Origin of the sequence: Aquabacterium sp. (assembly GCF_049317225.1) — a bacterium.
Classification (GTDB): Bacteria; Pseudomonadota; Gammaproteobacteria; order Burkholderiales; family Burkholderiaceae_C; genus Aquabacterium.
On the sequence record NZ_JBMOIR010000010.1, the window covers coordinates 1 to 23,573 of the forward strand.

The 23,573-nt window shown below is 58.6% G+C and carries 23 protein-coding genes; 16 read left to right on the forward strand and 7 right to left on the reverse strand.

What is annotated here, in order from left to right; all coding sequences use genetic code 11:
* Positions 1 to 367 precede the first annotated feature (367 nt).
* The gene (phaR, locus tag ACOYNB_RS08395; RefSeq protein WP_422838649.1) at positions 368 to 952 is read left to right on the forward strand and encodes a polyhydroxyalkanoate synthesis repressor PhaR; all 585 of its coding nucleotides are present in this window, start codon (positions 368 to 370) and stop codon (positions 950 to 952) included.
* On the opposite strand, the gene ACOYNB_RS08400 is transcribed toward phaR, so the two are convergent.
* Entirely contained in the window at positions 935 to 1,480 is a 546-nt protein-coding gene (locus ACOYNB_RS08400) for an arylesterase (protein ID WP_422838650.1), read from the reverse strand. The two genes, phaR and ACOYNB_RS08400, sit on opposite strands and share 18 nt — an antisense overlap.
* Before the next feature lie 155 nt (positions 1,481 to 1,635).
* Here ACOYNB_RS08400 and ACOYNB_RS08405 point away from each other — a divergent pair, with 155 nt between their 5' ends.
* Positions 1,636 to 2,307, forward strand: coding sequence for an ABC transporter ATP-binding protein (locus tag ACOYNB_RS08405; RefSeq protein WP_422838739.1), 672 nt, complete (start codon positions 1,636 to 1,638; stop codon positions 2,305 to 2,307).
* 9 nt (positions 2,308 to 2,316) lie between these two features.
* Positions 2,317 to 3,051, forward strand: coding sequence for a 23S rRNA (guanosine(2251)-2'-O)-methyltransferase RlmB (gene rlmB / locus ACOYNB_RS08410; RefSeq protein WP_422838651.1), 735 nt, complete (start codon positions 2,317 to 2,319; stop codon positions 3,049 to 3,051).
* Here rlmB and ACOYNB_RS08415 read toward each other — a convergent pair whose 3' ends face one another.
* The 4 genes from ACOYNB_RS08415 to bfr form a co-directional block, all read right to left on the reverse strand.
* Positions 3,052 to 4,221 carry an MFS transporter gene (locus ACOYNB_RS08415; protein ID WP_422838652.1) on the reverse strand — a complete coding sequence of 390 codons (1,170 nt, stop codon included), beginning with the start codon at positions 4,219 to 4,221 and terminating at the stop codon, positions 3,052 to 3,054.
* Between the two features lie 44 nt (positions 4,222 to 4,265).
* Complete coding sequence (locus ACOYNB_RS08420) at positions 4,266 to 5,273, reverse strand: D-2-hydroxyacid dehydrogenase family protein (protein WP_422838653.1); 1,008 nt, start codon at positions 5,271 to 5,273, stop codon at positions 4,266 to 4,268.
* Between the two features lie 732 nt (positions 5,274 to 6,005).
* A complete protein-coding gene (locus ACOYNB_RS08425; RefSeq protein ID WP_422838654.1) occupies positions 6,006 to 6,254 on the reverse strand; it encodes a (2Fe-2S)-binding protein in 249 nt (82 codons plus the stop codon).
* Between the two features lie 40 nt (positions 6,255 to 6,294).
* Positions 6,295 to 6,774, reverse strand: coding sequence for a bacterioferritin (gene bfr / locus ACOYNB_RS08430; RefSeq protein ID WP_422838655.1), 480 nt, complete (start codon positions 6,772 to 6,774; stop codon positions 6,295 to 6,297).
* Between the two features lie 284 nt (positions 6,775 to 7,058).
* Here bfr and carA point away from each other — a divergent pair, with 284 nt between their 5' ends.
* The 4 genes from carA to ACOYNB_RS08450 all read left to right on the forward strand — a co-directional run bounded on the left by carA (position 7,059) and on the right by ACOYNB_RS08450 (position 12,549).
* On the forward strand, positions 7,059 to 8,237 hold the full coding sequence (gene carA / locus ACOYNB_RS08435; protein WP_422838656.1) for a glutamine-hydrolyzing carbamoyl-phosphate synthase small subunit: 1,179 nt from the start codon (positions 7,059 to 7,061) through the stop codon (positions 8,235 to 8,237).
* On the forward strand, positions 8,230 to 11,505 hold the full coding sequence (carB, locus tag ACOYNB_RS08440; protein WP_422838657.1) for a carbamoyl-phosphate synthase large subunit: 3,276 nt from the start codon (positions 8,230 to 8,232) through the stop codon (positions 11,503 to 11,505). The genes carA and carB overlap by 8 nt, the downstream gene beginning before the upstream one ends.
* A gap of 124 nt (positions 11,506 to 11,629) precedes the next feature.
* A complete protein-coding gene (gene greA / locus ACOYNB_RS08445) occupies positions 11,630 to 12,106 on the forward strand; it encodes a transcription elongation factor GreA (RefSeq protein ID WP_422838658.1) in 477 nt (158 codons plus the stop codon).
* Between the two features lie 2 nt (positions 12,107 to 12,108).
* Positions 12,109 to 12,549: a DUF4149 domain-containing protein gene (locus tag ACOYNB_RS08450; protein ID WP_422838659.1), complete on the forward strand. Its 441-nt coding sequence runs from the start codon at positions 12,109 to 12,111 to the stop codon at positions 12,547 to 12,549.
* Between the two features lie 54 nt (positions 12,550 to 12,603).
* On the opposite strand, the gene ACOYNB_RS08455 is transcribed toward ACOYNB_RS08450, so the two are convergent.
* Positions 12,604 to 13,071, reverse strand: a complete 468-nt coding sequence (locus ACOYNB_RS08455) for a YhbY family RNA-binding protein (protein WP_374255990.1) — start codon at positions 13,069 to 13,071, stop codon at positions 12,604 to 12,606.
* A 17-nt stretch (positions 13,072 to 13,088) separates the two neighbouring features.
* On the opposite strand from ACOYNB_RS08455, the gene ACOYNB_RS08460 reads away from it, so the two are divergent.
* The 4 genes from ACOYNB_RS08460 to glmM all read left to right on the forward strand — a co-directional run bounded on the left by ACOYNB_RS08460 (position 13,089) and on the right by glmM (position 18,170).
* Positions 13,089 to 13,763, forward strand: a complete 675-nt coding sequence (locus tag ACOYNB_RS08460; RefSeq protein ID WP_422838660.1) for an RlmE family RNA methyltransferase — start codon at positions 13,089 to 13,091, stop codon at positions 13,761 to 13,763.
* A 223-nt stretch (positions 13,764 to 13,986) separates the two neighbouring features.
* A complete protein-coding gene (gene ftsH / locus ACOYNB_RS08465; protein ID WP_422838661.1) occupies positions 13,987 to 15,891 on the forward strand; it encodes an ATP-dependent zinc metalloprotease FtsH in 1,905 nt (634 codons plus the stop codon).
* 57 nt (positions 15,892 to 15,948) lie between these two features.
* Complete coding sequence (folP, locus tag ACOYNB_RS08470) at positions 15,949 to 16,779, forward strand: dihydropteroate synthase (protein WP_422838662.1); 831 nt, start codon at positions 15,949 to 15,951, stop codon at positions 16,777 to 16,779.
* A gap of 59 nt (positions 16,780 to 16,838) precedes the next feature.
* A complete protein-coding gene (gene glmM, locus ACOYNB_RS08475; RefSeq protein ID WP_422838663.1) occupies positions 16,839 to 18,170 on the forward strand; it encodes a phosphoglucosamine mutase in 1,332 nt (443 codons plus the stop codon).
* A gap of 67 nt (positions 18,171 to 18,237) precedes the next feature.
* On the opposite strand, the gene ACOYNB_RS08480 is transcribed toward glmM, so the two are convergent.
* A complete protein-coding gene (locus ACOYNB_RS08480; protein ID WP_422838664.1) occupies positions 18,238 to 18,747 on the reverse strand; it encodes a fasciclin domain-containing protein in 510 nt (169 codons plus the stop codon).
* A 235-nt stretch (positions 18,748 to 18,982) separates the two neighbouring features.
* Here ACOYNB_RS08480 and pstS point away from each other — a divergent pair, with 235 nt between their 5' ends.
* From pstS to phoU, 5 genes are all read left to right on the forward strand, one after another.
* Positions 18,983 to 20,017 carry a phosphate ABC transporter substrate-binding protein PstS gene (pstS, locus tag ACOYNB_RS08485; protein ID WP_422838665.1) on the forward strand — a complete coding sequence of 345 codons (1,035 nt, stop codon included), beginning with the start codon at positions 18,983 to 18,985 and terminating at the stop codon, positions 20,015 to 20,017.
* Between the two features lie 165 nt (positions 20,018 to 20,182).
* On the forward strand, positions 20,183 to 21,142 hold the full coding sequence (gene pstC, locus ACOYNB_RS08490; RefSeq protein ID WP_422838666.1) for a phosphate ABC transporter permease PstC: 960 nt from the start codon (positions 20,183 to 20,185) through the stop codon (positions 21,140 to 21,142).
* Entirely contained in the window at positions 21,139 to 21,996 is an 858-nt protein-coding gene (gene pstA, locus ACOYNB_RS08495; protein ID WP_422838667.1) for a phosphate ABC transporter permease PstA, read from the forward strand. The genes pstC and pstA overlap by 4 nt, the downstream gene beginning before the upstream one ends.
* Before the next feature lie 37 nt (positions 21,997 to 22,033).
* Positions 22,034 to 22,819, forward strand: a complete 786-nt coding sequence (pstB, locus tag ACOYNB_RS08500; RefSeq protein ID WP_420817498.1) for a phosphate ABC transporter ATP-binding protein PstB — start codon at positions 22,034 to 22,036, stop codon at positions 22,817 to 22,819.
* Positions 22,820 to 22,865: 46 nt separating this feature from the next.
* Positions 22,866 to 23,573: a phosphate signaling complex protein PhoU gene (gene phoU / locus ACOYNB_RS08505; protein WP_374256007.1), complete on the forward strand. Its 708-nt coding sequence runs from the start codon at positions 22,866 to 22,868 to the stop codon at positions 23,571 to 23,573.

A 23,573-nucleotide genomic window follows, 5' to 3' on the forward strand; every position in this document is an offset into this window, starting at 1 on the left:
GCGTAGCTCAGTTGGTTAGAGCACCACCTTGACATGGTGGGGGTCGTTGGTTCGAATCCAATCGCGCCTACCAGATTTGGTAGAAAAGCCGATCAGCGTCAGCCGATCGGCTTTTTTGTTGCCTCACTGCGGATCGGTCTCTGGATCGGGTTAGGGTAATGTCTTATATAAGATATAATTTCAGTCATTGATTACCCCCCAATCCAGCCCCCGACCCCGGGACCTCTGGAAAAAGTGAAGAAACCGCCCACAAGGCGGTTTCTTCCTTTGTGCGCTCAATTTGTTGAGTTCTGCGCGGCTCGTGGCGCTTAGAGAATTCAGTCGCTGAATCCCCTCCTACAATGCTTCGAGAACACAGGAGCAGCTCATGAGCGTAACGCCACGAAAGTCCACCCGCAAAGAAGCAGAACCTTCAACCTCCGCCGAATCGACGGAGCAGGGTGCGCAGTCGGGCGCCAGTGCTGGTAGCGTCCGATCGATCAAGAAGTACCCCAATCGACGCCTGTACGACACGCAGACCAGCAGCTACATCACGCTGGCTGACGTGAAGGACATGGTGCTGGCTTGTCAGCAATTCGTGGTGCTGGACGCCAAAAGCGGTGAAGACCTGACCCGCAGCATCCTCTTGCAGATCATTCTGGAAGAAGAAACCGCCGGGGTGCCCATGTTCTCAACGCAGGCCTTGGCTCAGATCATCCGTTTTTACGGCCACACCATGCAAGGGTTGATGGGGAACTATCTGGAGCAGAACATCCAGTCCTTCATCGACTTGCAGGGGCGGTTGGCAGAGAACTCCGTGGCCAACCTCCAGCAAAACCCGCTGATGCAAAACTTCATGGGCGGCTACATAGAGCAAACCCAGCAAATGTTTGCGCAAATGCAGCAGCAAATGAGCAAACAGGCCGAGACGCTGATGGGGAGCCTCGGGGCAGGCCTAGCGCCCAAGAAGTAATGGCTTGAGAGCAGGCCACACGTTGTCCAGCAAAATGGGGTGGCCTGCAGCCGTTGGGTGAATGCCATCGGCCTGGAACCATTTGCTCGCATCGGGGCGGTCGGCGATGCCCTTCAAGAAAAACGGCACCAGTGCGCACTTGGTTGTTTTTGCCAAGTCGGCGTACATCGCGGCGAAATCCTGTGTGTACCGCTTGCCGAAGTTGGGGGGCATCTGCATGCCCACCAGTACAACGCGCGCACCTTGGCGGACTGAGGCCTCAATCATGTTTTGCAGGTTTTGGCGCGTGCTGGTTAGCGCCAAGCCCCTGAGCGCATCGTTCGCGCCCAACTCAATGACGACCACCGACGGCTGATGCGCCTGCAGCAAAGCTTGCAACCGAGCCTGCCCGCCAGAAGTCGTTTCACCGCTGATGCTGGCGTTTTCAACCTGCCAGTTCGGGCGCTCAGCCTTCAGTCGGGCCGATAGCAAAGCCACCCATCCCGCACCACGAGGCAACCCATACTCGGCAGACAGACTGTCACCCAAGATCAGGATCTTTTTTCCTGACCTGGTGTTGGCCCGGGCTTGCGAGCCCCAGGCAAGTCCCCAAAAGAGCGAAAGAGCGACGCGTCGCGTAAAGTTCATCTGACCGGACCCTTAATGCGCAGCACATGAATATCAACACCACCCAGCATGATTTGATGGACAGTCATGCCCTCGTCGCCAAACGGTTGGGTAAGCGCGTGGGTGACTCTACAGGTGAGTTGACCATCTTGCACGACATCGATCTCCAAATCCCACGCGGTGAGACGGTTGCGATTGTGGGGGCGTCCGGCTCTGGCAAAAGCACACTTCTGTCTCTGTTGGCGGGGCTGGATACACCCACCGATGGCGAGGTTTGGCTGTGTGGTCGCGCCCTGTATGCGATGACTGAAGACGAGCGCGCTGCTCACCGAGCCCGACACGTTGGTTTCGTTTTTCAGAGTTTTCAACTCATCGGTCATCTGACCGCGCTTGAAAACGTGATGCTTCCGCTGGAATTGCGGGGTGACAAACAAGCCAAGGCCAAGGCCGAGGCCATGTTGATCCACGTGGGTTTGGGGCAACGTCTTGAGCACAAGCCCGCGCTCTTGTCCGGTGGAGAACAGCAACGTGTTGCCCTCGCGCGCGCCTTTGTCGTTCGGCCGGATATTTTGATGGCCGACGAGCCAACGGGCAGTCTGGACCATGCAACCGGGCAAAACATCATGGATCTGATGTTCAAGCTCAACGCTGAGGCTGGCACCACACTGGTACTGGTGACGCACGATCTGGGCATTGCTGAACGCTGTCATGCGCGAATTCAGATCAATGCGGGGCGCCTGAGCGGTTAGGATGCTCGCATGAGTCTGAAACTGCTATTTGGCTTCCATGCCGTTACCGTACGCCTGAAGGTTGCGCCTAAAACCATTCGTGAATTGCATGTTGACGCGTCTCGGCGCGATCAGCGGATGAAGCAGTTTCTCGCCAAGGTCGAAGAGGCAGGACTGAAAGTCATCGAAAGCGATGACGATCACCTGCAAAAACTGTGCGGCACCCATCGACACCAAGGCGTTGTGGCCCGTGTTGAAGTGGTGCAGCAGGCGCGCTCGTTGGACGACCTGCTCGATTCTTTGACTGAGCCACCACTGCTGCTGGTACTGGATGGCGTGACGGATCCGCACAATCTGGGCGCCTGCTTGCGCGTTGCAGACGGCGCGGGGGCTCATGCGGTGATTGCGCCGAAGGACCACGCTGTGGGCATCAATGCTACCGTCGCCAAGGTGGCTAGCGGTGCAGCCGAGACGGTTCCTTACTTCATGGTGACCAATCTGGCCCGTACGCTCAAGGAATTGAAAGAGCGGGACATCTGGATCATTGGTACGTCTGATGATGCGCCACACGGTCTCTATGACGTGGACCTCAAGGTCGCTACGGCGATTGTGCTGGGCGCTGAGGGCGATGGCATGCGCCAACTGACCCGCAAGAACTGCGATGACTTGGTCAGCATTCCCATGATGGGCTCGGTGGACAGCCTCAATGTGTCCGTGGCCAGCGGCGTGTGCCTTTACGAAGCTCGTCGTCAGCGCATGGCTTGATCACGGAGATCGCTGTAGCAGTGCTGCATCTCGACGCTGCTGCACGGACCAAGCCCAGCCACTCAAGCTCAGCGCTACCATCATCCATGTCAGGCTGAGCCAATGCAACTGGCTGTAGCCATGATGATCGAGTACCCATCCGCCGCCCGATGCACCCATGGCGTGCCCCAGGTAAATGGCGGATGTGTTCAGTGCCATGAGCGCGGGAGCCAACCTGGGTGACAAACCGCCCAATCGGGCTTGCTGTCCAGAGTTGGTGGCAAAGCCGCTCAAAGCCCAGGGGATGAAAACCAGCGCCAGAGCTGGCAGTGTGTGCGCCAAAGGCCAGATCAGCAAACTGATGGCCATCAGTCCCAAAGTCAAGGTCACCGCAGGGGCAGCGCCCACGCGGTCGACCATGCGATTGAGCAACAGATTGCCCCCCAAGGCCAACGAGCCAAACCAGGCAAACATCAAGCTGATCTGCTCCGGACTGGCGCCAAAGTCGTACTTGTAATAGGGGGCGGCATAAGCTAGCAGGGAGTACTGCCCTGCGCTCTGACATGCCGTCACGAGGACGACAGCCATCAGCAGTGGTGATGTCAGGACTTTGCGCCAGGCGCGCCAAGACAAGGCAGGGGGGCGAATACCGGTCGGGACGTGACGATGAATCAGCCATGCAACTGCTATTGCGCTAGCGGCGATCAACCACATGGCGATGCGCCAGCCAAGCCGCTCACCGATCCACGCTGCCATGGGCATGCCGACGACGGATGCAATCGACCACCCCATGAAAACGAACGTGATCGCCCGCCCACGGTGTGCGGGGGTGCTCATATAGCCCATGGCTGCCGCCGCCTGGGGTGTGAACACCGCTGCAGACAGAACAGTTAGCGCCCGAATGGGCCATAACCATTGGTAGGTGGGCGCCATCGCACAAAGAGCATGCCCTATACCGTACCAAATCATGGCCCAGCAAAGCAGTGCACGCCGATCAATACGCGATATCAGCCCTGCCAATATGGGGGCGCCGCCCCCCATCATCATGGCCGCAATGGCGATCAATTGACCGCCAGTGGCGACTGTGATGTCCAGATCCATGGTCAGATCGTTGAGCGTTCCGCCCACAACCATGACACCGCACCCAATCACAAAGTTGCCCGCCAGCAAACTCCAGCGGATGCGAGCCATGCTCGCAGAGGACCGCGTTCGTTCAAGCTCCACGTCTGGCTGCCTTAGTGCGGGACGCGAAGGGCCTCGGGATTCAGGATGTTGGTTGGCTTGCCAGCGATGTAGTTCAGCAGGTTATCGAAGGCCTCGCTGAACAAATGCTCGTAGTGATCCTGCTCGACGAAGCCAATGTGCGGTGTGCAAACAGCATTCTCTAGGCGCAGCAACGGGTGCCCCTGGAGAATGGGCTCACTTTCAAACACATCCACTGCCGCCATGCCGGGGTGCCCACGGTTGAGCGCTGCGACCAAGGCGCCGTCTTGCACCAATTCTGCGCGGGAGGTGTTGACCAGCAGTGCGGTGGGCTTCATGCGCGCTAAATCTTCCAGCGTCACGATGCCGCGCGTGTCGTGACTGAGGCGCAGGTGAATGCTCAACACATCGGACTCGGCAAAAAAAGCCTCACGGCTTTCTGCTGCCATGTACCCGTCGGCCAAGGCCTCATTTCTGGCGCGCTCACTTCCCCAAACGGTCACGTGCATGCCAAATGCCTTGCCGTAGCCTGCCACCAGTCGCCCGACTCGGCCATAGCCCCATACGCCCAGATTCTTGCCGCGCAAAAGCATGCCGACGCCGAAATTGGTTGGCATGGAGGCCGACTTCAGTCCCGCCTGCTGCCAGGCGCCGTGCTTAAGGTTGCCAATGTACTGGGGCAAGCGCCGCATGGATGCCATCACCAGCGCCCACGTCAACTCTGCTGGCGCAACAGGGTCACCAGCGCCTTCTGCCACGGCGATCCCCAACCTTGTGCATGCATCAATATCAATGTGGTCACCCGCTCTGCCGGTCTGACAGATCAGGCGAAGCTTCGGCAGCTTTTCCAGAAGTGCCTTGGGAAGGTGGGTGCGCTCGCGAATCAGCACAAGAGCTTCAGCATCTCGCAGGCGGATGGCCAACTGGCCGGTGCCTTTGACGGTGTTGGTGAAGACTTTGGCGGAAAGCCCATCCAATTTGGACGCGCAATGGAGTTTGCGTACGGCGTCCTGGTAATCGTCAAGAATGATGATGTTCATGGGGCTGTCGGCGTTTCAGCCCGTCATTGTGCAACAACGCCTGCGTCAAATGCGCAGTGACAGCATTAAATTTCATCACCAAGTCGTTGATTTAACGGACCCGCAGGAGGCTGGGTTGGTGATCTCTTGAGGACGAATCGGGAAAACCATGTCCAGTGCATCCAGTCGTTTTTGCGCTTCCATCTGCCCTCTGTGAAGCGCGACAACGCGAAATACGGCTGGGCGCAAGTGCCAGAGCTCCCTCAGTGAGCGTGACACGGCAATGCTGTCCCTGACCTCATCTGCCTGAGCCGACTGAAGGTCCCACAGTGCACGCTCAAACTGAGCCTTGACGCCAGCCAGGCCCGACAGGGGAGGGAGTGTGGATGGCAGGTGTTCCAGGTCTCGAACCCAGCGCCAGAACATCTTGGGCCATTTCAACCAGACTGGATCTGGCTTTCTACGCAATGGAGGTGGTGGCGTATGAGTGCGGCGTGCTTCGACTGAGCTAGACGAATCGGGCACGACACTCAGTCGTGAGCCATTGAAGGTTGGCCTCGCCAGTCGCCCCGACGGCTTGCAGCGCACCGCGTTGCTTGCCCCTGAGGGCGATTGGCTGTCAGAAAAGAATTGTGAAGCCATGACATCCTCGCTTCTGCCGCTTGAGTCGGCCACTTGCTTCGGATATCGGACAAATGCTGTGCTGAGTTGATTGGAGTTTGGGTGAACAAATACCGAAAGGAGGGCGGTGCATCAAGCCGCTGAGGCCAGCATGAGGGAGGGCTTGAGATCGAGACGTTGCCACCCTCGGCTGGAAGCGTCATCAAAGACAGTTCGTGCACAGTCCTCACAACGACCACAACATGTCGCCACGCCGGTCTCCATCTGCAACTCATCAAAAGACGAGCAGCCTTGTTGCGCGCGCCGCGTGATTTCGCGATCGGAGATGCGGTTGCAGACACAAACAATCATGGGGGCCCCACAGCGTTTCGATGCGCACATTCTAAATGCGAATGATTTGCATGTAAACAGTGGTCGCGCATCAAGTTGGGATATCACCCATGATGGACTGCAGATAGTTCTGGACGCCGACCTTGGTCAGGAGGTCGATCTGCGTTTCCAGAAAGTCGATGTGCTCCTCGGTGTCATCCAGAATTTTCTGGAAAATGTCTCGGGAGACGTAGTCGCGTACCGCCTCGCAGTGCGCAATACCTTCCTTCACAGTTGCCTGCGCGGCAGTCTCCAATTTCAAGTCGCACTCGAGAATCTCGGGGACGTCCTCCCCGATCAGTAGTTTGCCGAGGTCTTGCAGATTGGGTAGGCCATCCAGCGTGAAGATCCGCTCCATCAGCATGTCGGCATGCTTCATCTCGCCGATCGACTCTTCGTACTCTTTCTTGGCGAGCTTGCTGAAGCCCCAGTGCTTCAGCATCCGATAGTGCAGAAAGTACTGATTGGTTGCAGTCAATTCGTTTTTCAGTTGCGCGTTCAGCAACTCGATCACACGTGCATCGCCCTTCATGGTGAACCTTTCGTATCTGCGGCCTTTGCCGAAGGTGAAGATAGACAAAGTACTGTCAGAGTGTGAACCAAATGGCATCTATATGCCATGCGTTCCCACCCTAAGGCTGCGGAAAGCCCGCTCTTCGGTTATACTCCTAAGGTTTACCCGCAACCATCCCCGCCTAGCGAAACCCCGAACGTTTCCTTAACTGGACTCGACCTGTCACGCGCGCGCTCAGCTTCAGCAGAGTGCGGCGTCACGAGGGCAGAGCTGGGCGCGCACAACAAACGGAGAATGAACCCGTGCTGCCCGTACTGCCCCAAGCTCTTCTGGCCCTCGCAGACGGCACGGTCTTTCTAGGCACTTCGATCGGCGCTGCCGGTCACACAGTTGGCGAAGTGGTGTTCAACACCTCTTTGACCGGCTACCAAGAGATCCTCACCGACCCGAGCTACTGCAAGCAGATCGTCACGCTGACGTATCCGCACATCGGTAACTATGGCGTGAACGGTGAAGACGTCGAAGCCTCGAAAGTCCATGCCGCTGGTCTGATCATCAAGGATCTGCCCATCCGCACTTCCAACTTCCGCCAGAACCAAACGCTGTCGCAGTACCTGCAAGCCGAAGGCACGGTTGGTATCTCCAACATCGATACACGCAAGCTGACCCGCATTTTGCGCACCAAGGGTGCACAAAATGGTTGCATCGTTGCGCTGACTGTTGGCGAGAAGATCACTGACGCCGTCATCGCCGATGCCGTGGCCAAGGCCAAGGCAGCACCCAGCATGGCTGGCCAGGATCTGGCCCAAGTGGTCACCCGCAACGACGTGGCCGAATGGACCGAAACCGAGTGGAAGCTGATCAACCCTCAGCTGGACGGCAAGCCTGGCTTTGGCAAGGTTGAAAACGCCCAGTTCCACGTTGTGGCTTACGACTTTGGCGTGAAGCGCAACATCCTGCGCATGCTGGCCGAGCGCGGCTGCAAGGTCACCGTGGTGCCTGCCAAGACGCCTGCGGCCGAAGTGCTGAAGTACAACCCCGATGGCATCTTCCTGTCCAACGGCCCCGGGGACCCCGAGCCTTGCGACTATGCCATTGCCGCAGCCAAGGAACTGATCGAAACCGGCATCCCCACCTTCGGGATTTGCCTGGGTCACCAGATCATGGCCCTGGCCTCTGGCGCCAAGACCTACAAGATGCCTTTCGGCCACCACGGCGGCAACCACCCCGTGAAGGACTTGGACACCGGACGCGTGAGCATCACCAGCCAGAACCACGGTTTCGCTGTGGACGCCAAGACGCTGCCCGCCAACATGCGCGCCACGCACATCTCTTTGTTCGATGGCACGCTGCAAGGCCTGGCCCGTACCGACAAACCCGCTTTCTGCTTCCAGGGTCACCCTGAAGCCTCGCCCGGACCGCATGACATCAGCTATCTGTTCGATCGCTTCGTGGCATTGATGGAGAAGAAGAATGCCTAAGCGTCAAGACATTAAAAGCATCCTGATCATTGGTGCCGGCCCGATCATCATCGGTCAGGCCTGTGAATTTGACTACTCTGGCGCCCAAGCCTGTAAGGCCCTGCGTGAAGAGGGTTACAAGGTCATTCTGGTCAACAGCAACCCTGCGACCATCATGACCGACCCGAACACGGCCGACGTCACCTACATTGAGCCCATCACGTGGCAAGTGGTAGAGCGCATCATCGCCAAAGAGCGCCCCGATGCGATCCTGCCCACCATGGGTGGCCAGACCGCGCTGAACTGCGCACTGGATCTGCACAAGCATGGCGTGCTGGACAAGTACAAGGTTGAAATGATCGGTGCCAACGAGCACGCGATCGAGAAGGCCGAAGACCGCCAGAAGTTCAAGGAAGCCATGACCAAGATTGGTCTGGACTCCGCCAAGTCGGGCATTGCCCACAGCATGGAAGAAGCCTGGGCTGTGCAAAAGCGCATTCAGGCCGAAATCGGTGGATCCGGCTTCCCCATGGTCATTCGCCCCAGCTTCACGCTGGGCGGCACCGGCGGTGGCATTGCCTACAACCCTGAAGAATTCGAAGAAATCTGCAAGCGTGGTCTGGACCTTTCTCCGACCAACGAGTTGCTGATTGAAGAATCCCTGATCGGTTGGAAAGAGTACGAAATGGAAGTGGTTCGCGACAAAGCGGACAACGCCATCATCGTTTGCTCGATCGAAAACCTGGACCCCATGGGCATCCACACCGGTGACTCGATCACTGTGGCACCAGCCCAGACCCTGACCGACCGCGAATACCAACTGCTGCGTAACGCATCGATCGCCATCCTGCGCGAAATCGGTGTGGAAACTGGCGGTTCGAACGTGCAGTTCTCGATCAACCCCGACAACGGCCGGATGATCGTGATCGAAATGAACCCCCGCGTGTCGCGTTCGTCGGCACTGGCTTCCAAGGCAACCGGCTTCCCGATTGCCAAGATCGCGGCCAAGCTGGCTGTGGGCTTCACCCTCGACGAGCTGAAGAACGACATCACCGGTGGCGCCACCCCGGCCTCGTTCGAGCCGTCGATTGACTACGTCGTCACCAAGATCCCTCGTTTCGCTTTCGAGAAGTTCCCCGCCGCCGACAACCGTCTGACCACTCAGATGAAGTCTGTGGGTGAGGTGATGGCCATGGGTCGCACCTTCCAGGAATCCTTCCAGAAAGCCCTGCGTGGTCTGGAAACCGGCATCGACGGTCTGACCGAGCGCAGCACCGACAAGGATGAAGTGATCGAAGAGATCGGTAACGCCGGTCCCGAGCGCATCCTGTTCTTGGGTGACGCCTTCCGTCTGGGCATGACCCTGGATGAAGTCTTCGAAGAGACCAAGGTGGACCCCTGGTTCCTGGCTCAGATCGAAGACATCATCAAGACCGAAGAGCAAGTCAAGGCGCGCAAGCTGGAATCGCTGTCGGCTGAAGAGTTGCGCTATCTGAAGAAGAAGGGCTTCTCGGATCGCCGCTTGGCCAAGCTGATGGGCACCGACCAGCACGCTGTGCGCAAGGCCCGTCACGCTCTGGGCGTGCGTCCTGTGTACAAGCGGGTGGACACTTGCGCTGCCGAGTTCGCCACCCAAACCGCCTACATGTACTCGTGCTACGAGAACGAAGGCGGCGAGTGCGAAGCCGATCCGACCGACAAGAAGAAGATCATGGTGCTGGGCGGTGGCCCGAACCGCATCGGTCAAGGTATTGAGTTCGACTACTGCTGCGTCCACGCTGCCCTCGCGATGCGCGAAGACGGCTACGAGACCATCATGGTCAACTGCAACCCGGAAACCGTGTCGACCGATTACGACACCTCGGACCGTTTGTATTTCGAGCCCGTCACCCTGGAAGACGTGCTGGAAATCGTGGCCAAGGAAAAGCCGGTTGGCGTGATCGTTCAGTACGGCGGTCAAACCCCGTTGAAGCTCGCGCTGGACCTCGAAGCCAATGGCGTGCCCATCATCGGCACCACGCCTGACAGCATCGACATCGCGGAAGACCGCGAGCGCTTCCAGGCGCTGCTGCACAAGCTGGGCCTGAAGCAGCCGCCTAACCGCACCGCTCGCGCTGAAGACGAAGCCATCAAGCTGGCCAACGAGATTGGCTATCCGCTGGTGGTGCGTCCGTCTTACGTGTTGGGTGGTCGTGCGATGGAAATCGTGCACGGTGACAAGGACCTGGAGCGCTACATGCGCGAAGCGGTTCGTGTCTCCGAGAAGTCGCCTGTGCTGCTGGACCGCTTCCTGAACGACGCGGTCGAAGTCGACGTGGACTGTATTGCTGATGGCACCGACACCATGATCGGCGGCATCATGGAGCACATCGAACAGGCTGGCGTTCACTCCGGTGACTCTGCTTGCTCGCTGCCTCCTTACACCCTGAGCGCCGAACTCCAAGATGAGTTGCGTCGCCAGACCGCGCTGATGGCCAAGGCCCTCAACGTGGTGGGTCTGATGAACGTGCAGTTCGCCATCCAGGGCGATGTGACCAAGGGTCTGAACGACGCGACGGTCTACGTGCTGGAAGTGAACCCGCGTGCCTCGCGCACCGTGCCGTACGTGTCCAAGGCCACCGGTCAGCCTCTGGCCAAGATCGCCGCGCGTTGCATGGCTGGTCAAAAGCTGTCGACCCAGAAGTCGCCTGACGGCCAAGCACCTCGCGAAGTCGTGCCGCCTTACTTCACGGTCAAGGAAGCCGTTTTCCCGTTTAACAAGTTCCCAGGCGTGGACCCCGTCCTCGGCCCTGAAATGCGTTCGACCGGCGAAGTCATGGGCGTGGGCGAAACCTTCGGCGAAGCCATGCTGAAGTCGCAGTTGGGCGCGGGTTCACGTCTGCCGACCAAGGGGACCGTGTGCATCTCCGTCAAGGATGGTGACAAGGCGCGTGCCGTGGCTGTGGCCAAGGATCTGATCGATCTGGGCTTCAGCGTGGTGGCCACAAAGGGTACTGCTGCAGCCATTGCGGCGGCTGGTATCCCTGTGAAGCCGGTCAACAAGGTGAAGGATGGCCGTCCGCACATCTCTGATGCGATCAAGGCCGGTGAAATCCAGCTGGTGTTCACCACCGTGGACGAAACCCGCACGGCAATTGCCGATTCGCGCAGCATCCGTCAGGCCGCACTGGCCAACCGGATCACCTACTACACGACCATGGCTGGTTGTGAAGCAGCGGTGGAAGCGATGAAGCATCAGGCAGACCTGACCGTTTATTCGCTGCAAGAACTGCACGCCAAACTGCACTAAACTGTGCGCTTAGCCCCGGGTGCTGCGGCACCCGAGGCACCCTGACACATCCACGGGCCGCGCCCTCTCTCCACCGCAAGGTGGTGCCTGGGACGCGGCTCGGTTTATTTTGCGAGACAAAACCATGTCCACAATTCCTATCACCAAGCGCGGCGCCGAAAAGCTCAAGGAAGAGTTGCAGCGTCTCAAGCACATTGAGCGTCCTGCCGTGGTCCAAGCCATCGCCGAGGCCCGTGCTCAAGGTGACCTGTCGGAAAACGCAGAGTACGACGCCGCCAAGGACAAACAGGGCTTCATCGAAGGTCGTATCAACGAGATCGAAGGCAAGCTGTCGGCTGCCAAGATCATCGACCCCTCCGAGCTGGACGCTGGTGGCAAGGTCGTGTTCGGCGCCACGGTCGAGATGGAAATCGAAGCCACTGGCGACATCGTGACGTACCAGATCGTGGGTGACGACGAAGCCGACCTGAAGCACGGCCTGATTTCGATCAGCTCGCCGATCGCGCGCGCGCTGATTGGCAAAGAAGCGGGCGACGTGGCCGTGGTGCAAGCCCCCGGTGGCGAGCGCAACTACGAAATCATCGAAGTCCGCTATATCTGACGATGAAGTTGACTCGCATTCAAACCTTGCTGGCCACGCTGTGGGCTGGCATGGTCTTGACGGTCGGTGGCTTGGCGGCTCCGGCGCTGTTCAGCGTGCTGGAGCGTCAGGCTGCGGGGCTCGGGGCAGGACGCATGTTCTCCATCGAAGCCCGCGTCAGTTTCGTGTTCGCGGTGCTGATCTTCTTGCTGGAGCGCCGCAGGGTGCGCGATGCGGTCGAGGCAGGGCAATCGGCCAGCGCCGTGAGTGCAACGCTCTTGCTGGCATTGGGTGCGCTGTTTTTGACGATCATGGGTGAGTTCGTCTTGCACCCGTTGATCGAAACCGCCAAAGCCGGGCAGGCGACCACACTGTCGTTCGGTGCCTTACATGGGATTTCCTCATCCCTCTATTGGGTAAAAGCCCTGCTGATTGGCGTGCTGGCCTGGCGCCAAACCCAATAAAAAATGCCACATCGCCCAAGTGGGCGTGTGGCATGGACGAAACCCGTTCGGGAATCAGCTTGGCTTTTTGCTCGCAACGCGCTTCTTGGCGCGCTTGATCAAGCCGCCAGCGGTCACACGTTGGTTGCCCATCACCTGAACCTTTTTGATCTCAGGGCGGCGCAAGCCGCTCTTGGAGAACTTCAGAATCTTCACTTCGCGAGGCGCAGCGCCTCGGCCTTCCTTAGGTTCAGCGCTCACCTTTTCGGGAATCGGGCGCCACAACACCAGCAGTTTGCCGATGTGTTGAATGGGGGCTGCGTTGAGTTGGTCGCACATTTGCGCGAAGATTTCTTCGCGGTTGGCGCGGTCGTCGCCCAGAACACGAACCTTGATCAGGCCATGGGCCTTGAGTGCGGCATCGGTTTCCTTGAGGACGGCAGGAGTCAAGCCATCGCCACCGATCATCACGACCGGATCCAGATGGTGGGCGTCAGCGCGCAGTGCGCGGCGCTCGGAGGTAGTCAATTGAATTGCAGGCATACCGCTATTATCCAACCATGAAAGTCAAAACCAAAAGTAAAAAGGTCAACAAGGCATGGTTGAACGACCATGTGACCGATCCCTACGTGCGTCTTGCACAAAAAGAAGGCTTTCGATCGCGTGCCGCCTACAAGCTCAAGGAAATTGACGAGGCGCTCCATCTGATCAAGCCCGGGCAGTTGGTCGTCGACTTGGGTGCGGCCCCAGGCGCCTGGAGCCAGTACGTCCGACGCAAGTTCGCCCCCAAGGATGCGGGTACCGGTGGCGCGGCAGTGGGTGAATTGAACGGCACCATCATCGCGCTGGATTTGCTCGATTTTGAACCCGTTGAAGGTGTGAACTTCATTCAGGGAGACTTCCGCGAAGAAGAAGTCCTGCAGCAATTGCAGGCCGCAGTGGGTGATCGCCCCGTTGACGTGGTGATCTCGGACATGGCTCCCAATCTCAGCGGGATTCAGGTGTCAGACGCCGCGCGCATCGAACATCTGATCGAACTGGCCATCGATTTCGCCCAGCATCACCTCAAGAAAGACGGTGCGCTGGTCTGCAAGGTCTTCCATGGCAGCGGGTACAACCAACTGGTTGAAATGTTCAAGGCGAACTTCCGCATCGTGAAACCAATCAAGCCCAAAGCGTCCCGAGACAAATCTGCTGAAACTTTCTTGGTCGGCATCGGTCTGAAGGGGCGATGAATTTTCTTGATCGCGGTGTTTATGCCCTGGAAAACCGGGGCAGATAAGGGGTATGAGGCGAGCAGGGCTACTCTTGACTCGTCTAGAATCATCCCCACATACCGCGAAGACCTTGCAGATTTTTTTCAATTTCGCAAGGTCGATGAGGTTTTCGATAGCTGTTTGGGTCGGGAGATGCGTCCGCATCAGCCCAGACAGGTTTGAATGGGTTTAAGGAGCCGCGGTGAACAATCAATGGTTCTCCAAGATTGCAGTCTGGCTGGTTGTGGCACTGGTGTTGTTCACCGTGTTCAAGCAGTTCGATCGTGTCAGCACGGGTGGTAGTCAGATCGGCTACTCCGACTTCCTGGAGGAGGTCCGTGCCAAGCGCATCAAGAACGTCACCTTGCAAGAAGGCAATGGCGGCACAGAAATCATTGCTACCACCACGGATGACAAGCGCATCCGCAGTACCGCGACCTATCTGGACCGCGGCCTCGTGGGCGACCTCATCAACAACGGCGTCAAGTTCGACGTCAAGCCCCGCGAAGAGCCTTCGCTCATCATGAGCCTGCTCATTTCCTGGGGTCCGATGCTGCTGCTGATCGGCGTGTGGATCTACTTCATGCGCCAGATGCAGGGCGGCGGCAAGGGTGGGGCATTCAGCTTCGGCAAGAGCCGTGCACGCATGCTTGATGACACGAACAACAGCGTGACCTTCGCAGATGTGGCCGGTTGCGATGAAGCCAAGGAAGAAGTCAAAGAATTGGTGGACTTCCTGCGTGACCCCCAAAAGTTCCAGAAGCTGGGCGGGCGGATTCCGCGCGGCGTGCTGATGGTCGGCCCTCCCGGTACGGGTAAGACCCTGCTGGCCAAGTCCATCGCTGGCGAAGCCAAAGTTCCGTTCTTCACGATCTCGGGTTCCGACTTCGTGGAAATGTTCGTCGGTGTCGGCGCCTCGCGCGTCCGTGACATGTTCGAACAAGCCAAGAAGAATGCACCTTGCATCATCTTCATCGACGAAATCGACGCGGTCGGTCGTCACCGTGGTGCCGGCTTGGGCGGCGGCAATGACGAACGCGAGCAGACCCTTAACCAGATGCTGGTCGAGATGGATGGTTTCGAGACCAATCTGGGCGTGATCGTGATCGCGGCCACCAACCGTCCTGACATCCTGGATCCGGCCCTGCTGCGCCCCGGTCGTTTCGACCGCCAGGTCTATGTGACCCTGCCCGATGTGCGCGGCCGTGAGCAAATCCTGAACGTCCACATCCGCAAGGTGCCGGTCGGTCAGGACATCAAGGTCGATATCTTGGCCCGTGGCACCCCCGGTTTCTCGGGTGCTGACTTGGCCAACTTGGTGAACGAAGCGGCTTTGTTCGCTGCGCGTCGCAACGGTCGCGTGGTGGAAATGCAGGACTTCGAAAAGGCCAAGGACAAGATCATGATGGGCCCCGAGCGCAAGTCCATGGTCATGCCAGAGGAAGAGCGCAAGAACACCGCATACCACGAAGCTGGTCATGCGCTGGTGGCTCGCCTGCTGCCCAAGACCGACCCTGTGCACAAGGTCACCATCATCCCGCGTGGTCGCGCGCTGGGTGTGACCATGCAGTTGCCCGAAGGCGATCGTTACAGCATGGACAAGAGTCGCATGCTGGACACCATCTCGGTGCTGTTCGGTGGTCGAATTGCTGAAGAAGTGTTCATGAACCAGATGACCACCGGTGCATCGAACGACTTCGAGCGTGCCACGGCCATCGCGCGTGACATGGTGACCCGTTACGGCATGACCGATGAACTTGGCCCCATGGTGTACGCCGACAACGAAGGTGAAGTTTTCCTGGGTCGATCGATCACCAAGACCACCAACATGTCTGAAGAGACCATGCAAAAGGTGGACAAGCAGATCCGCAAGATCATCGATGAGCAGTACGCCATTGCGCGCAAGCTCATTGAAGACAACCAGGACAAGATGCACACGATGGCAAAGGCCTTGCTGGATTGGGAAACCATCGATGCCGAGCAAATTGACGACATCATGGCTGGCCGTGAGCCCCGTCCCCCGAAGGATTGGACGCCCCCCAGCAATCGCAACAACGGGGGCGCCAAGCCTCCGATGAGCGCAGACGGCGCGCCTGCTGCGGTCTGATCGCTGTCGCAGCATCACCAACGGGGCTTCGGCCCCGTTTTTTCATGCGGGATCCAGATGTTTTGGCACACCACACGCTTTCAGATTGACCTGAGTTCGCCCAAGGTGATGGGCATCGTCAATGTCACGCCGGACTCGTTTTCGGACGGCGGGCGCCACAACCAGACGGCAGACGCCTTGGCGCATTGCGAGCAACTGCTGCGTGAGGGCGCCGACATGCTGGACATTGGGGGGGAGTCGACCCGTCCGGGGTCGCCCACCGTTCCTGTGGAAGAGGAATGGCGGCGTGTGGCGGGAGTGCTCCAGGGGGCTCTGGCCCTGGGAGTTCCGATATCGGTCGATACCTGCAAGCCGGAGGTCATGGTGCGCGCGCTCGACATGGGAGTCGACATCATCAACGATGTCCGTGCCTTGGAAGCGCCTGGCGCCATCGAGGCCGTGGCGCGTCATCCGCAATGCGGGGTGTGCCTGATGCACATGCAGGGCACGCCGCAGACCATGCAAGATCGCCCGTCGTACCCCGACGTGGTAAGTGAGGTGTTCGCTTATTTGGCGTCCAGAGTGCAAGCCTGTCTGGATGTAGGTTTGCCTTCCGCACACATTGCGCTGGATCCCGGCATCGGCTTTGGCAAGACTCCCGAACATAACTTGCTGTTGTTGAGGGAGCAGAGCCGTTTGCTTGCCCTGGGTTACCCCTTGCTGATCGGGTGGTCGCGCAAGTCCACGCTTGGGCACATCACCGGCAAGCCGGTGGGCGACCGATTGGCGGCCAGCCTTGCAGCGGCCTTGGCCGGTGTTCAGCGGGGCGCGCACATTGTGCGGGTTCACGATGTTGGCGCAACGGTCGATGTCCTCAAAGTATGGGCTGCAGCCGGATTGCCGGGTTGATGCGGCAATTCGCGCGACAATCCACCGATTGACTTGAAATTACAGAAGCGTTCGCTGACATGTCTCGACAATTCTTCGGCACAGACGGTATTCGCGGTACCGTGGGCCAATCTCCCATCACCCCTGATTTCGTGTTGCGACTGGGCCATGCGGTCGGGCAGGTTTTGCGCCGAAACGAGGCGCGTCCCACCGTGTTGATTGGCAAGGACACGCGGATATCCGGCTACATGCTCGAATCTGCGTTGGAAGCCGGTTTTTCGTCGGCTGGCGTGGATGTGTTGTTGACCGGTCCGCTGCCGACTCCGGGCGTCTCTTACCTGACGCGGGCTTTGCGCCTGAGCCTGGGCGTGGTGATCAGCGCCTCGCACAACCCCTTTGGTGACAACGGCATCAAGTTCTTTTCTGCACAGGGCGAAAAGTTGCCCGATCAGTGGGAATTGGATGTGGAGTCGGCCTTGCAGGATGCGCCACGTTGGGTGGACTCGGCCACGTTGGGGCGTGCGCGCCGCATTGAAGATGCACGGGGACGCTACATCGAGTTTTGCAAGGCCACTTTTGCGCCTCATCTGTCGCTGCGCGGCTTGAAGCTCGTGGTGGATGCCGCCCACGGCGCGGCGTATCAGGTTGCCCCGGCTGTGTTTCACGAGCTTGGCGCGGAGGTCATATCGATCGGTTGCGCCCCGGACGGGCTGAACATCAATGCAGGCGTGGGTGCAACGCACCCTGAGGCGCTGATAAAAGCCGTGCAAGAGCACAAGGCAGACTACGGCATTGCCCTCGACGGGGATGCCGATCGACTGCAATTGGTTGACGCCTCGGGGCGTTTGTACAACGGCGACGAGCTTTTGTATGTGATGGTTGCCGACCGCCTGGCTCAGGGCGAAGCCGTCAAGGGGGCTGTAGGCACATTGATGACCAACATGGCCGTGGAACTGGCGCTGCAGTCGAAAGGCATCGAGTTTGTTCGCGCCAAGGTGGGCGACCGGTATGTGCTGGAGGAGTTGACTGCGCGCGGCTGGCAACTTGGTGGAGAGGGGTCCGGGCACCTCTTGGCGTTGGATCGCCATACCACTGGAGACGGCATCGTCAGTGCGCTGCAAGTTTTGCAGGCGGTGGTACGCAGCAAAAAGTCTGTGACAGATTGGCTGGACGGTGTCTCCCTGTTTCCTCAGCGCTTGATTAACGTGCGGCTCCAACCAGGGCAAGACTGGAAGAGCAATGCCAAGTTGGCAGAGGTTCAGCGCGAGGTCGCCTCAGAGCTGGAGGGGAAGGGGCGCGTTTTGATCCGGGCATCTGGGACCGAGCCCCTCCTTCGGGTGATGGTAGAGGCTCAGGATCAAACGCTGGCTGATGTGTCGGCGCAGAAACTCGCAGACGCCGTCACGGCTTGATCTGATTGGGCATGAAAAAGCCGGCCACATGGGCCGGCTTTTTTATTGGATGACAGCGCGTTTGCAGTTATTTCTTTTTGGGTGGGGTCAGAACGGTGTCGATGACATGGATGACACCGTTGGTGGCAACCTTGTCTGCCGAGGTGACCATGGCGTCTTCCACGGTCACAAAGTCGCCAGCCTTTGAGATGCTGATCTTCGCGCCTTGCAGTGTTTCCTTTGTGCTGCTGCCGGTGATGTCGGTCGACTTGATCACGCCTTGCACGATGTGGAAGTTCAGCAGATTCTTCAGCGCTTCAGGATCTTTGCTGAGCTTGCTCAAGGTTTCTGCGGGCAGGGCCTTGAACGCGGCATCGCTAGGGGCAAAGATGGTAACAGGACCATTAGCGCCGAGTTGTGCCGCCAAGCCAGAGTCTTGGGCCAGTTTGTTAAATGTGCTCAGTTCCTGCTCAGCAGCAATGGTGGCGCTCAACGTCACAGGCCCATTGGCCACCTGAGTGTTGGCACAGCCTGTGATGTTCAGGGCCGTTGCCAGGACTGCGGCCAGAATCAGGTGGTGGCGAGGGATCAGTTTCATCTAGGTCTCCGCGTTCAGCTATATGACTTACAGAAGTAATGCCGACACGATAGAAATCAACCGTGACGAATTGGTGACGAGATGGTGACGGATGCTGTCACAAACACCAATTTGAGCGCGGCGAGTCATTTGTGACAGCTTCTTCTTGTTTGTCACATGGCCGTCACAATCGACTCATAAAGTCTGCCTTGACCAAATTCTGACTGTCATTAGTTTTGACAAGAAAGGCGTACTCATGAGCTTCAAGATGATTCGCACCGCAGCAGCCGTCGCGCTGGCCGTGATGTCGGGTGCAGTGTTGGCCCAGGATGTGACCGGCGCGGGCGCCACATTCCCCGCTCCCGTTTACGCCAAGTGGGCGGCCGGTTACAACACCGCGACCGGTGTGCGCATCAATTACCAGTCCGTTGGTTCTGGCGCCGGCATCAAGCAAATCAAGGCCAAGACGGTGGACTTCGGTGCATCCGACATGCCTTTGAAGGACGACGAACTGGCCAAGGACGGTCTGATCCAGTTCCCCACGGTGATTGGCGGCGTGGTGCCTGTGGTCAACGTGAAGGGCATCCAGCCCGGTCAACTGAAGTTGACGGGCGAAGTGCTGGGCAACATCTACCTGGGCAAAGTGACCAAGTGGAACGACCCCGCCATCGTGGCGCTGAATCCTGGCTTGGCTTTGCCTGATGCGCCCATCGCACCGGTGCGCCGCGCCGATGGTTCGGGCACCAGCTTCATTTTCACGAACTACCTGTCTAAGGTGAACGCTGAGTGGAAGGCCAAAGTTGGTGAAGGTACCGCTGTGAACTGGCCCACCGGTGCCGGCGGCAAGGGCAACGAAGGCGTGTCGGCTTTCGTCCAACGCCTGCCCAACTCGATCGGCTATGTCGAATACGCCTATGCCAAGCAAAACAAGATGTCGCACGTGGCTCTGAAGAATGCCGCTGGCAACTTCGTGCAGCCTGATGACACCAACTTCAAGGCCGCTGCAGCCAGCGCCGAGTGGAACAAGTCGTTCTATCAGATCCTGACCAATCAGGCTGACAAGAATGCCTGGCCCATCAGCGGCGCCACGTTCATCCTGATGCACAAGTCGCAAGATAAGCCAGCTCAGGCCGCCGCAGCACTGAAGTTCTTTGAATGGGCTTATGTGACCGGTGACAAGACTGCCGCAGATCTGGAATACGTGCCACTGCCCGCATCGGTGAAGGATCTGGTCCGCAAGCAATGGGCGTCGATCACCGACACCGCCGGCAAGACGGTTTCGTACAAGTAATTGCCTCTGAACGGGCGGGCTGCATCTGATTGCTGCTCGCCCGGTCAGGCTTTGACTGATGATTTTGGAAGCACTTCTCCATGGAGGCGTTCGATGACCGCCATACTCCCTGCTGGCATGAGTGATGCCGCAACAGTAACCTCGCGAGATGCGAAACGCCGCCCCATGACAACTCCTCCCTCTCGTCGCGTACAGGCCCCTTGGGCTGACGCGGTTTTTGCCATGTTGGCCCGCGGTGCGGCCTTCATGACCCTGGCCTTGCTGGTCGGGATTCTGATTTCTCTGGTGCTGGGCGCCATGCCCGCCATCCAGGCCTATGGCCTGAGCTTCCTGTGGCGTACCGAATGGGACCCTGTGCAGGAGCAGTTCGGTGGCCTGGTGATGATCTACGGCACTTTGATGACCTCGTTCATTGCCTTGCTGATTGCTGTGCCGGTCAGCTTTGGTATTGCCTTGTTCCTGACCGAACTGTCGCCCTCTTGGTTGAAGCGCCCGCTGGGGATCGCAGTGGAATTGTTGGCCGCGGTGCCGTCGATCGTGTACGGCATGTGGGGCTTGCTGGTCTTCGGGCCCATTTTGTCGACCTATGTGCAGCAGCCTCTGCAGAGCCTGACGCAAGGGGTGCCATTCCTGGGTGCCTTTTTCTCGGGTCCCCCCGTGGGGATCGGCATCCTGTCGGCCGGTGTCATCCTGGCCATCATGATCATTCCTTTCATCGCCTCGGTGATGCGTGACGTGTTTGAAGTCACGCCTCCATTGCTGAAGGAATCGGCCTACGGGCTGGGCTCAACCACATGGGAGGTGGTCTGGAAGGTCGTGCTGCCGTACACCAAGACCGGTGTGGTTGGTGGTGTCATGTTGGGTCTGGGGCGTGCACTGGGCGAAACAATGGCCGTCACTTTTGTGATCGGCAACATGAACCAGCTGAACTCGCTGTCGGTGTTCGAAGCGGCCAACAGCATCACGTCTGCTTTGGCCAACGAGTTTGCCGAAGCCAATGAAGGTTTGCATCAAGCCTCGTTGATCTATCTGGGTCTGATTCTGTTCTTCATCACCTTCGTGGTGCTGGCCTTCTCCAAGGTGCTGCTGTCCCGACTGAAGAAAAATGAAGGAGCGCGTTCATGAGCGCTGACATCCAAACAATCCGTGCGCGCAAGTACGCGTCGCGCAAGCGCATCAACGCGATTGCGCTGACCATGTCTCTGCTGGCCATGGCCTTCGGTCTGGTGTGGCTGATCTGGATCTTGTTCGAGACGGTCAAGCTGGGGCTGGATGGCCTGGGTTGGACCACGTTCACCCAGATGACCCCGCCGCCACAAGAAGAGGGGGGGCTGGCCAATGCGATTGCTGGGTCCTTCCTGATGGTGGGCTTGGCCACGCTGATCGGTACACCCGTGGGTGTCATGGCTGGCATCTACCTCGCAGAGTATGGAGAGCGCGGCTGGCTGGGCAGTGCCACGCGCTTCATCAACGACATCTTGCTGTCGGCACCTTCCATCGTGGTGGGCCTGTTCATCTATTCGGTGGTCGTGGCACGCATGCACACCTTCTCGGCATGGGCCGGTGTGTTGGCCTTGGCCCTGATCGTGGTGCCGGTGGTCATTCGCACCACTGAAAACATGCTGTCGCTGGTGCCGCATGCGTTGCGGGAAGCAGCCTATGCACTGGGCACGCCCAAGTGGCGCGTGATCATGACCATCACGCTGAAATCAGCCCGTGCAGGCGTGATCACCGGCATCCTGCTGGCAGTGGCCCGTATCTCGGGTGAGACGGCTCCGTTGCTGTTCACGGCCCTGTCCAACCAGTTCTGGTCGGCTGATCTGGGGCAACCCATGGCCAGCCTGCCGGTCACCATTTTCAAGTTTGCGATGAGCCCGTATGAGAACTGGCAGAAGCTGGCATGGGCTGGCGTCTTCCTGATCACCGTGGGTGTCCTGGTGCTCAACATCATCGCTCGAACCATGTTCCGCCAGCGCTGATCGGCGCGGCTCAAAGATATTGACGGAGATCCATCTCATGGACGCCAAGGTTTCCAACCCCACCGCCAACAAGGCCAAGTTGGCCGTTCGCAATCTGAACTTCTACTACGGCAAGTTCCACGCGTTGAAGAACGTGAACATGGAATTGCCCGAAAACCGCGTGACGGCTTTCATTGGTCCCTCCGGCTGTGGCAAGTCGACCCTGCTGCGCACCTTCAACCGCATGTTCGAGCTCTACCCTGAGCAGCGCGCGGAAGGGCAGATCCTGCTGGACGGGCAGGACATCCTGACGTCGAAGGAAGATGTGTCGCTGATTCGCGCACGCGTGGGCATGGTCTTCCAGAAGCCCACCCCGTTCCCGATGTCGATTTACGAGAACATCGCGTTCGGCGTGCGCCTGTTCGAAAACCTGTCTCGCACCGAGATGGATGAGCGCGTGGAGTGGGCCTTGAAAAAGGCTGCACTGTGGAACGAAGTCAAGGACAAGCTGAACCAGTCGGGTTCGGGCTTGTCGGGTGGTCAACAGCAACGTCTGTGCATTGCCCGCGGCATTGCCATCAAGCCCGAAGTGCTGCTGCTTGACGAACCATGCTCCGCGCTGGACCCCATTTCGACCGGCAAGGTGGAAGAACTCATTCACGAACTCAAGGACGACTACACCGTCCTGATCGTGACCCACAACATGCAGCAGGCGGCGCGTTGCTCGGATTACACCGCCTATATGTATCTGGGCGAGTTGATTGAATTCGGCGCCACCACGGACATCTTCATGAAGCCCAAGCGCACCGAGACCGAGGACTACATCACCGGTCGTTTCGGTTGATGCACACGCGATATAAAACCAACAACATCAAGTGAAGGATAGGGCGATGACTGAAAAACACTTGTCCAGCCAGTTTGACAACGAACTGAGCGGCATCTCGACCCGTGTGCTGGAAATGGGCGGCCTGGTGGAATCCCAGTTGGCACAAGCCATGGAGGCACTGACCCATTTCAATGGTGATCTGGCCAGTCGCATCCTGGTCCAGGAAGAACGCGTGAACCAAATGGAGATGGAGATCGACGCCGACTTGTCGACCATCATCGCCCGTCGTCAGCCAACTGCACGCGACCTGCGCCTGCTCATTGCCATCTCCAAAACGATTGGCAACCTCGAGCGTGTCGGTGATGAGGCCGCCCGCGTGGCCCGCACGGTACAACGCCTGATCAACACCGGTGTGTCAAGCCGCTTACGCTTGCCCGTGTCGGACGTGTCGTTTGAGGCGTCGTTGGCCACTGCATCGTTGCGCAAGTCCCTGGATGCATTTGCCCGTCTGGATATTCGCACAGCACTGGAAGTGATCAAGAGTGACAACGAGATCGATGCAGAGTTTGACGGTCTGATGCGCAAGCTCATCACCTACATGATGGAAGACCCCCGCACCATTTCGGCGTCGATCGACTTGGTGTTTGTGGCCAAGGCCATTGAGCGTGTGGGTGACCATGCAAAGAACCTGGCTGAGCAAGTGATCTACATCGTCAAGGGGACCGATGTGCGTCACAACTCGCCTGAGGCGGTTGAGTCCATCATCAAGTAA

Excerpts from the sequence above, each read along its gene's own strand:
- pstB (WP_420817498.1), top strand. The coding sequence starts at position 22,034 with ATGGACGCCAAGGTTTCCAACCCCACCGCCAACAAGGCCAAGTTGGCC.
- carB (WP_422838657.1), top strand. The coding sequence starts at position 8,230 with ATGCCTAAGCGTCAAGACATTAAAAGCATCCTGATCATTGGTGCCGGC.
- phaR (WP_422838649.1), top strand. The coding sequence starts at position 368 with ATGAGCGTAACGCCACGAAAGTCCACCCGCAAAGAAGCAGAACCTTCA.
- bfr (WP_422838655.1), bottom strand. The coding sequence starts at position 6,774 with ATGAAGGGCGATGCACGTGTGATCGAGTTGCTGAACGCGCAACTGAAA.
- ACOYNB_RS08415 (WP_422838652.1), bottom strand. The coding sequence starts at position 4,221 with ATGGCTCGCATCCGCTGGAGTTTGCTGGCGGGCAACTTTGTGATTGGG.
- phoU (WP_374256007.1), top strand. The coding sequence starts at position 22,866 with ATGACTGAAAAACACTTGTCCAGCCAGTTTGACAACGAACTGAGCGGC.
- glmM (WP_422838663.1), top strand. The coding sequence starts at position 16,839 with ATGTCTCGACAATTCTTCGGCACAGACGGTATTCGCGGTACCGTGGGC.
- ACOYNB_RS08405 (WP_422838739.1), top strand. The coding sequence starts at position 1,636 with ATGGACAGTCATGCCCTCGTCGCCAAACGGTTGGGTAAGCGCGTGGGT.
- ACOYNB_RS08425 (WP_422838654.1), bottom strand. The coding sequence starts at position 6,254 with ATGTGCGCATCGAAACGCTGTGGGGCCCCCATGATTGTTTGTGTCTGC.
- ACOYNB_RS08420 (WP_422838653.1), bottom strand. The coding sequence starts at position 5,273 with ATGAACATCATCATTCTTGACGATTACCAGGACGCCGTACGCAAACTC.
- ACOYNB_RS08455 (WP_374255990.1), bottom strand. The coding sequence starts at position 13,071 with ATGCCTGCAATTCAATTGACTACCTCCGAGCGCCGCGCACTGCGCGCT.
- ACOYNB_RS08450 (WP_422838659.1), top strand. The coding sequence starts at position 12,109 with ATGAAGTTGACTCGCATTCAAACCTTGCTGGCCACGCTGTGGGCTGGC.
- pstS (WP_422838665.1), top strand. The coding sequence starts at position 18,983 with ATGAGCTTCAAGATGATTCGCACCGCAGCAGCCGTCGCGCTGGCCGTG.
- folP (WP_422838662.1), top strand. The coding sequence starts at position 15,949 with ATGTTTTGGCACACCACACGCTTTCAGATTGACCTGAGTTCGCCCAAG.
- ACOYNB_RS08460 (WP_422838660.1), top strand. The coding sequence starts at position 13,089 with ATGAAAGTCAAAACCAAAAGTAAAAAGGTCAACAAGGCATGGTTGAAC.
- pstC (WP_422838666.1), top strand. The coding sequence starts at position 20,183 with ATGACAACTCCTCCCTCTCGTCGCGTACAGGCCCCTTGGGCTGACGCG.
- ACOYNB_RS08480 (WP_422838664.1), bottom strand. The coding sequence starts at position 18,747 with ATGAAACTGATCCCTCGCCACCACCTGATTCTGGCCGCAGTCCTGGCA.
- greA (WP_422838658.1), top strand. The coding sequence starts at position 11,630 with ATGTCCACAATTCCTATCACCAAGCGCGGCGCCGAAAAGCTCAAGGAA.
- rlmB (WP_422838651.1), top strand. The coding sequence starts at position 2,317 with ATGAGTCTGAAACTGCTATTTGGCTTCCATGCCGTTACCGTACGCCTG.
- pstA (WP_422838667.1), top strand. The coding sequence starts at position 21,139 with ATGAGCGCTGACATCCAAACAATCCGTGCGCGCAAGTACGCGTCGCGC.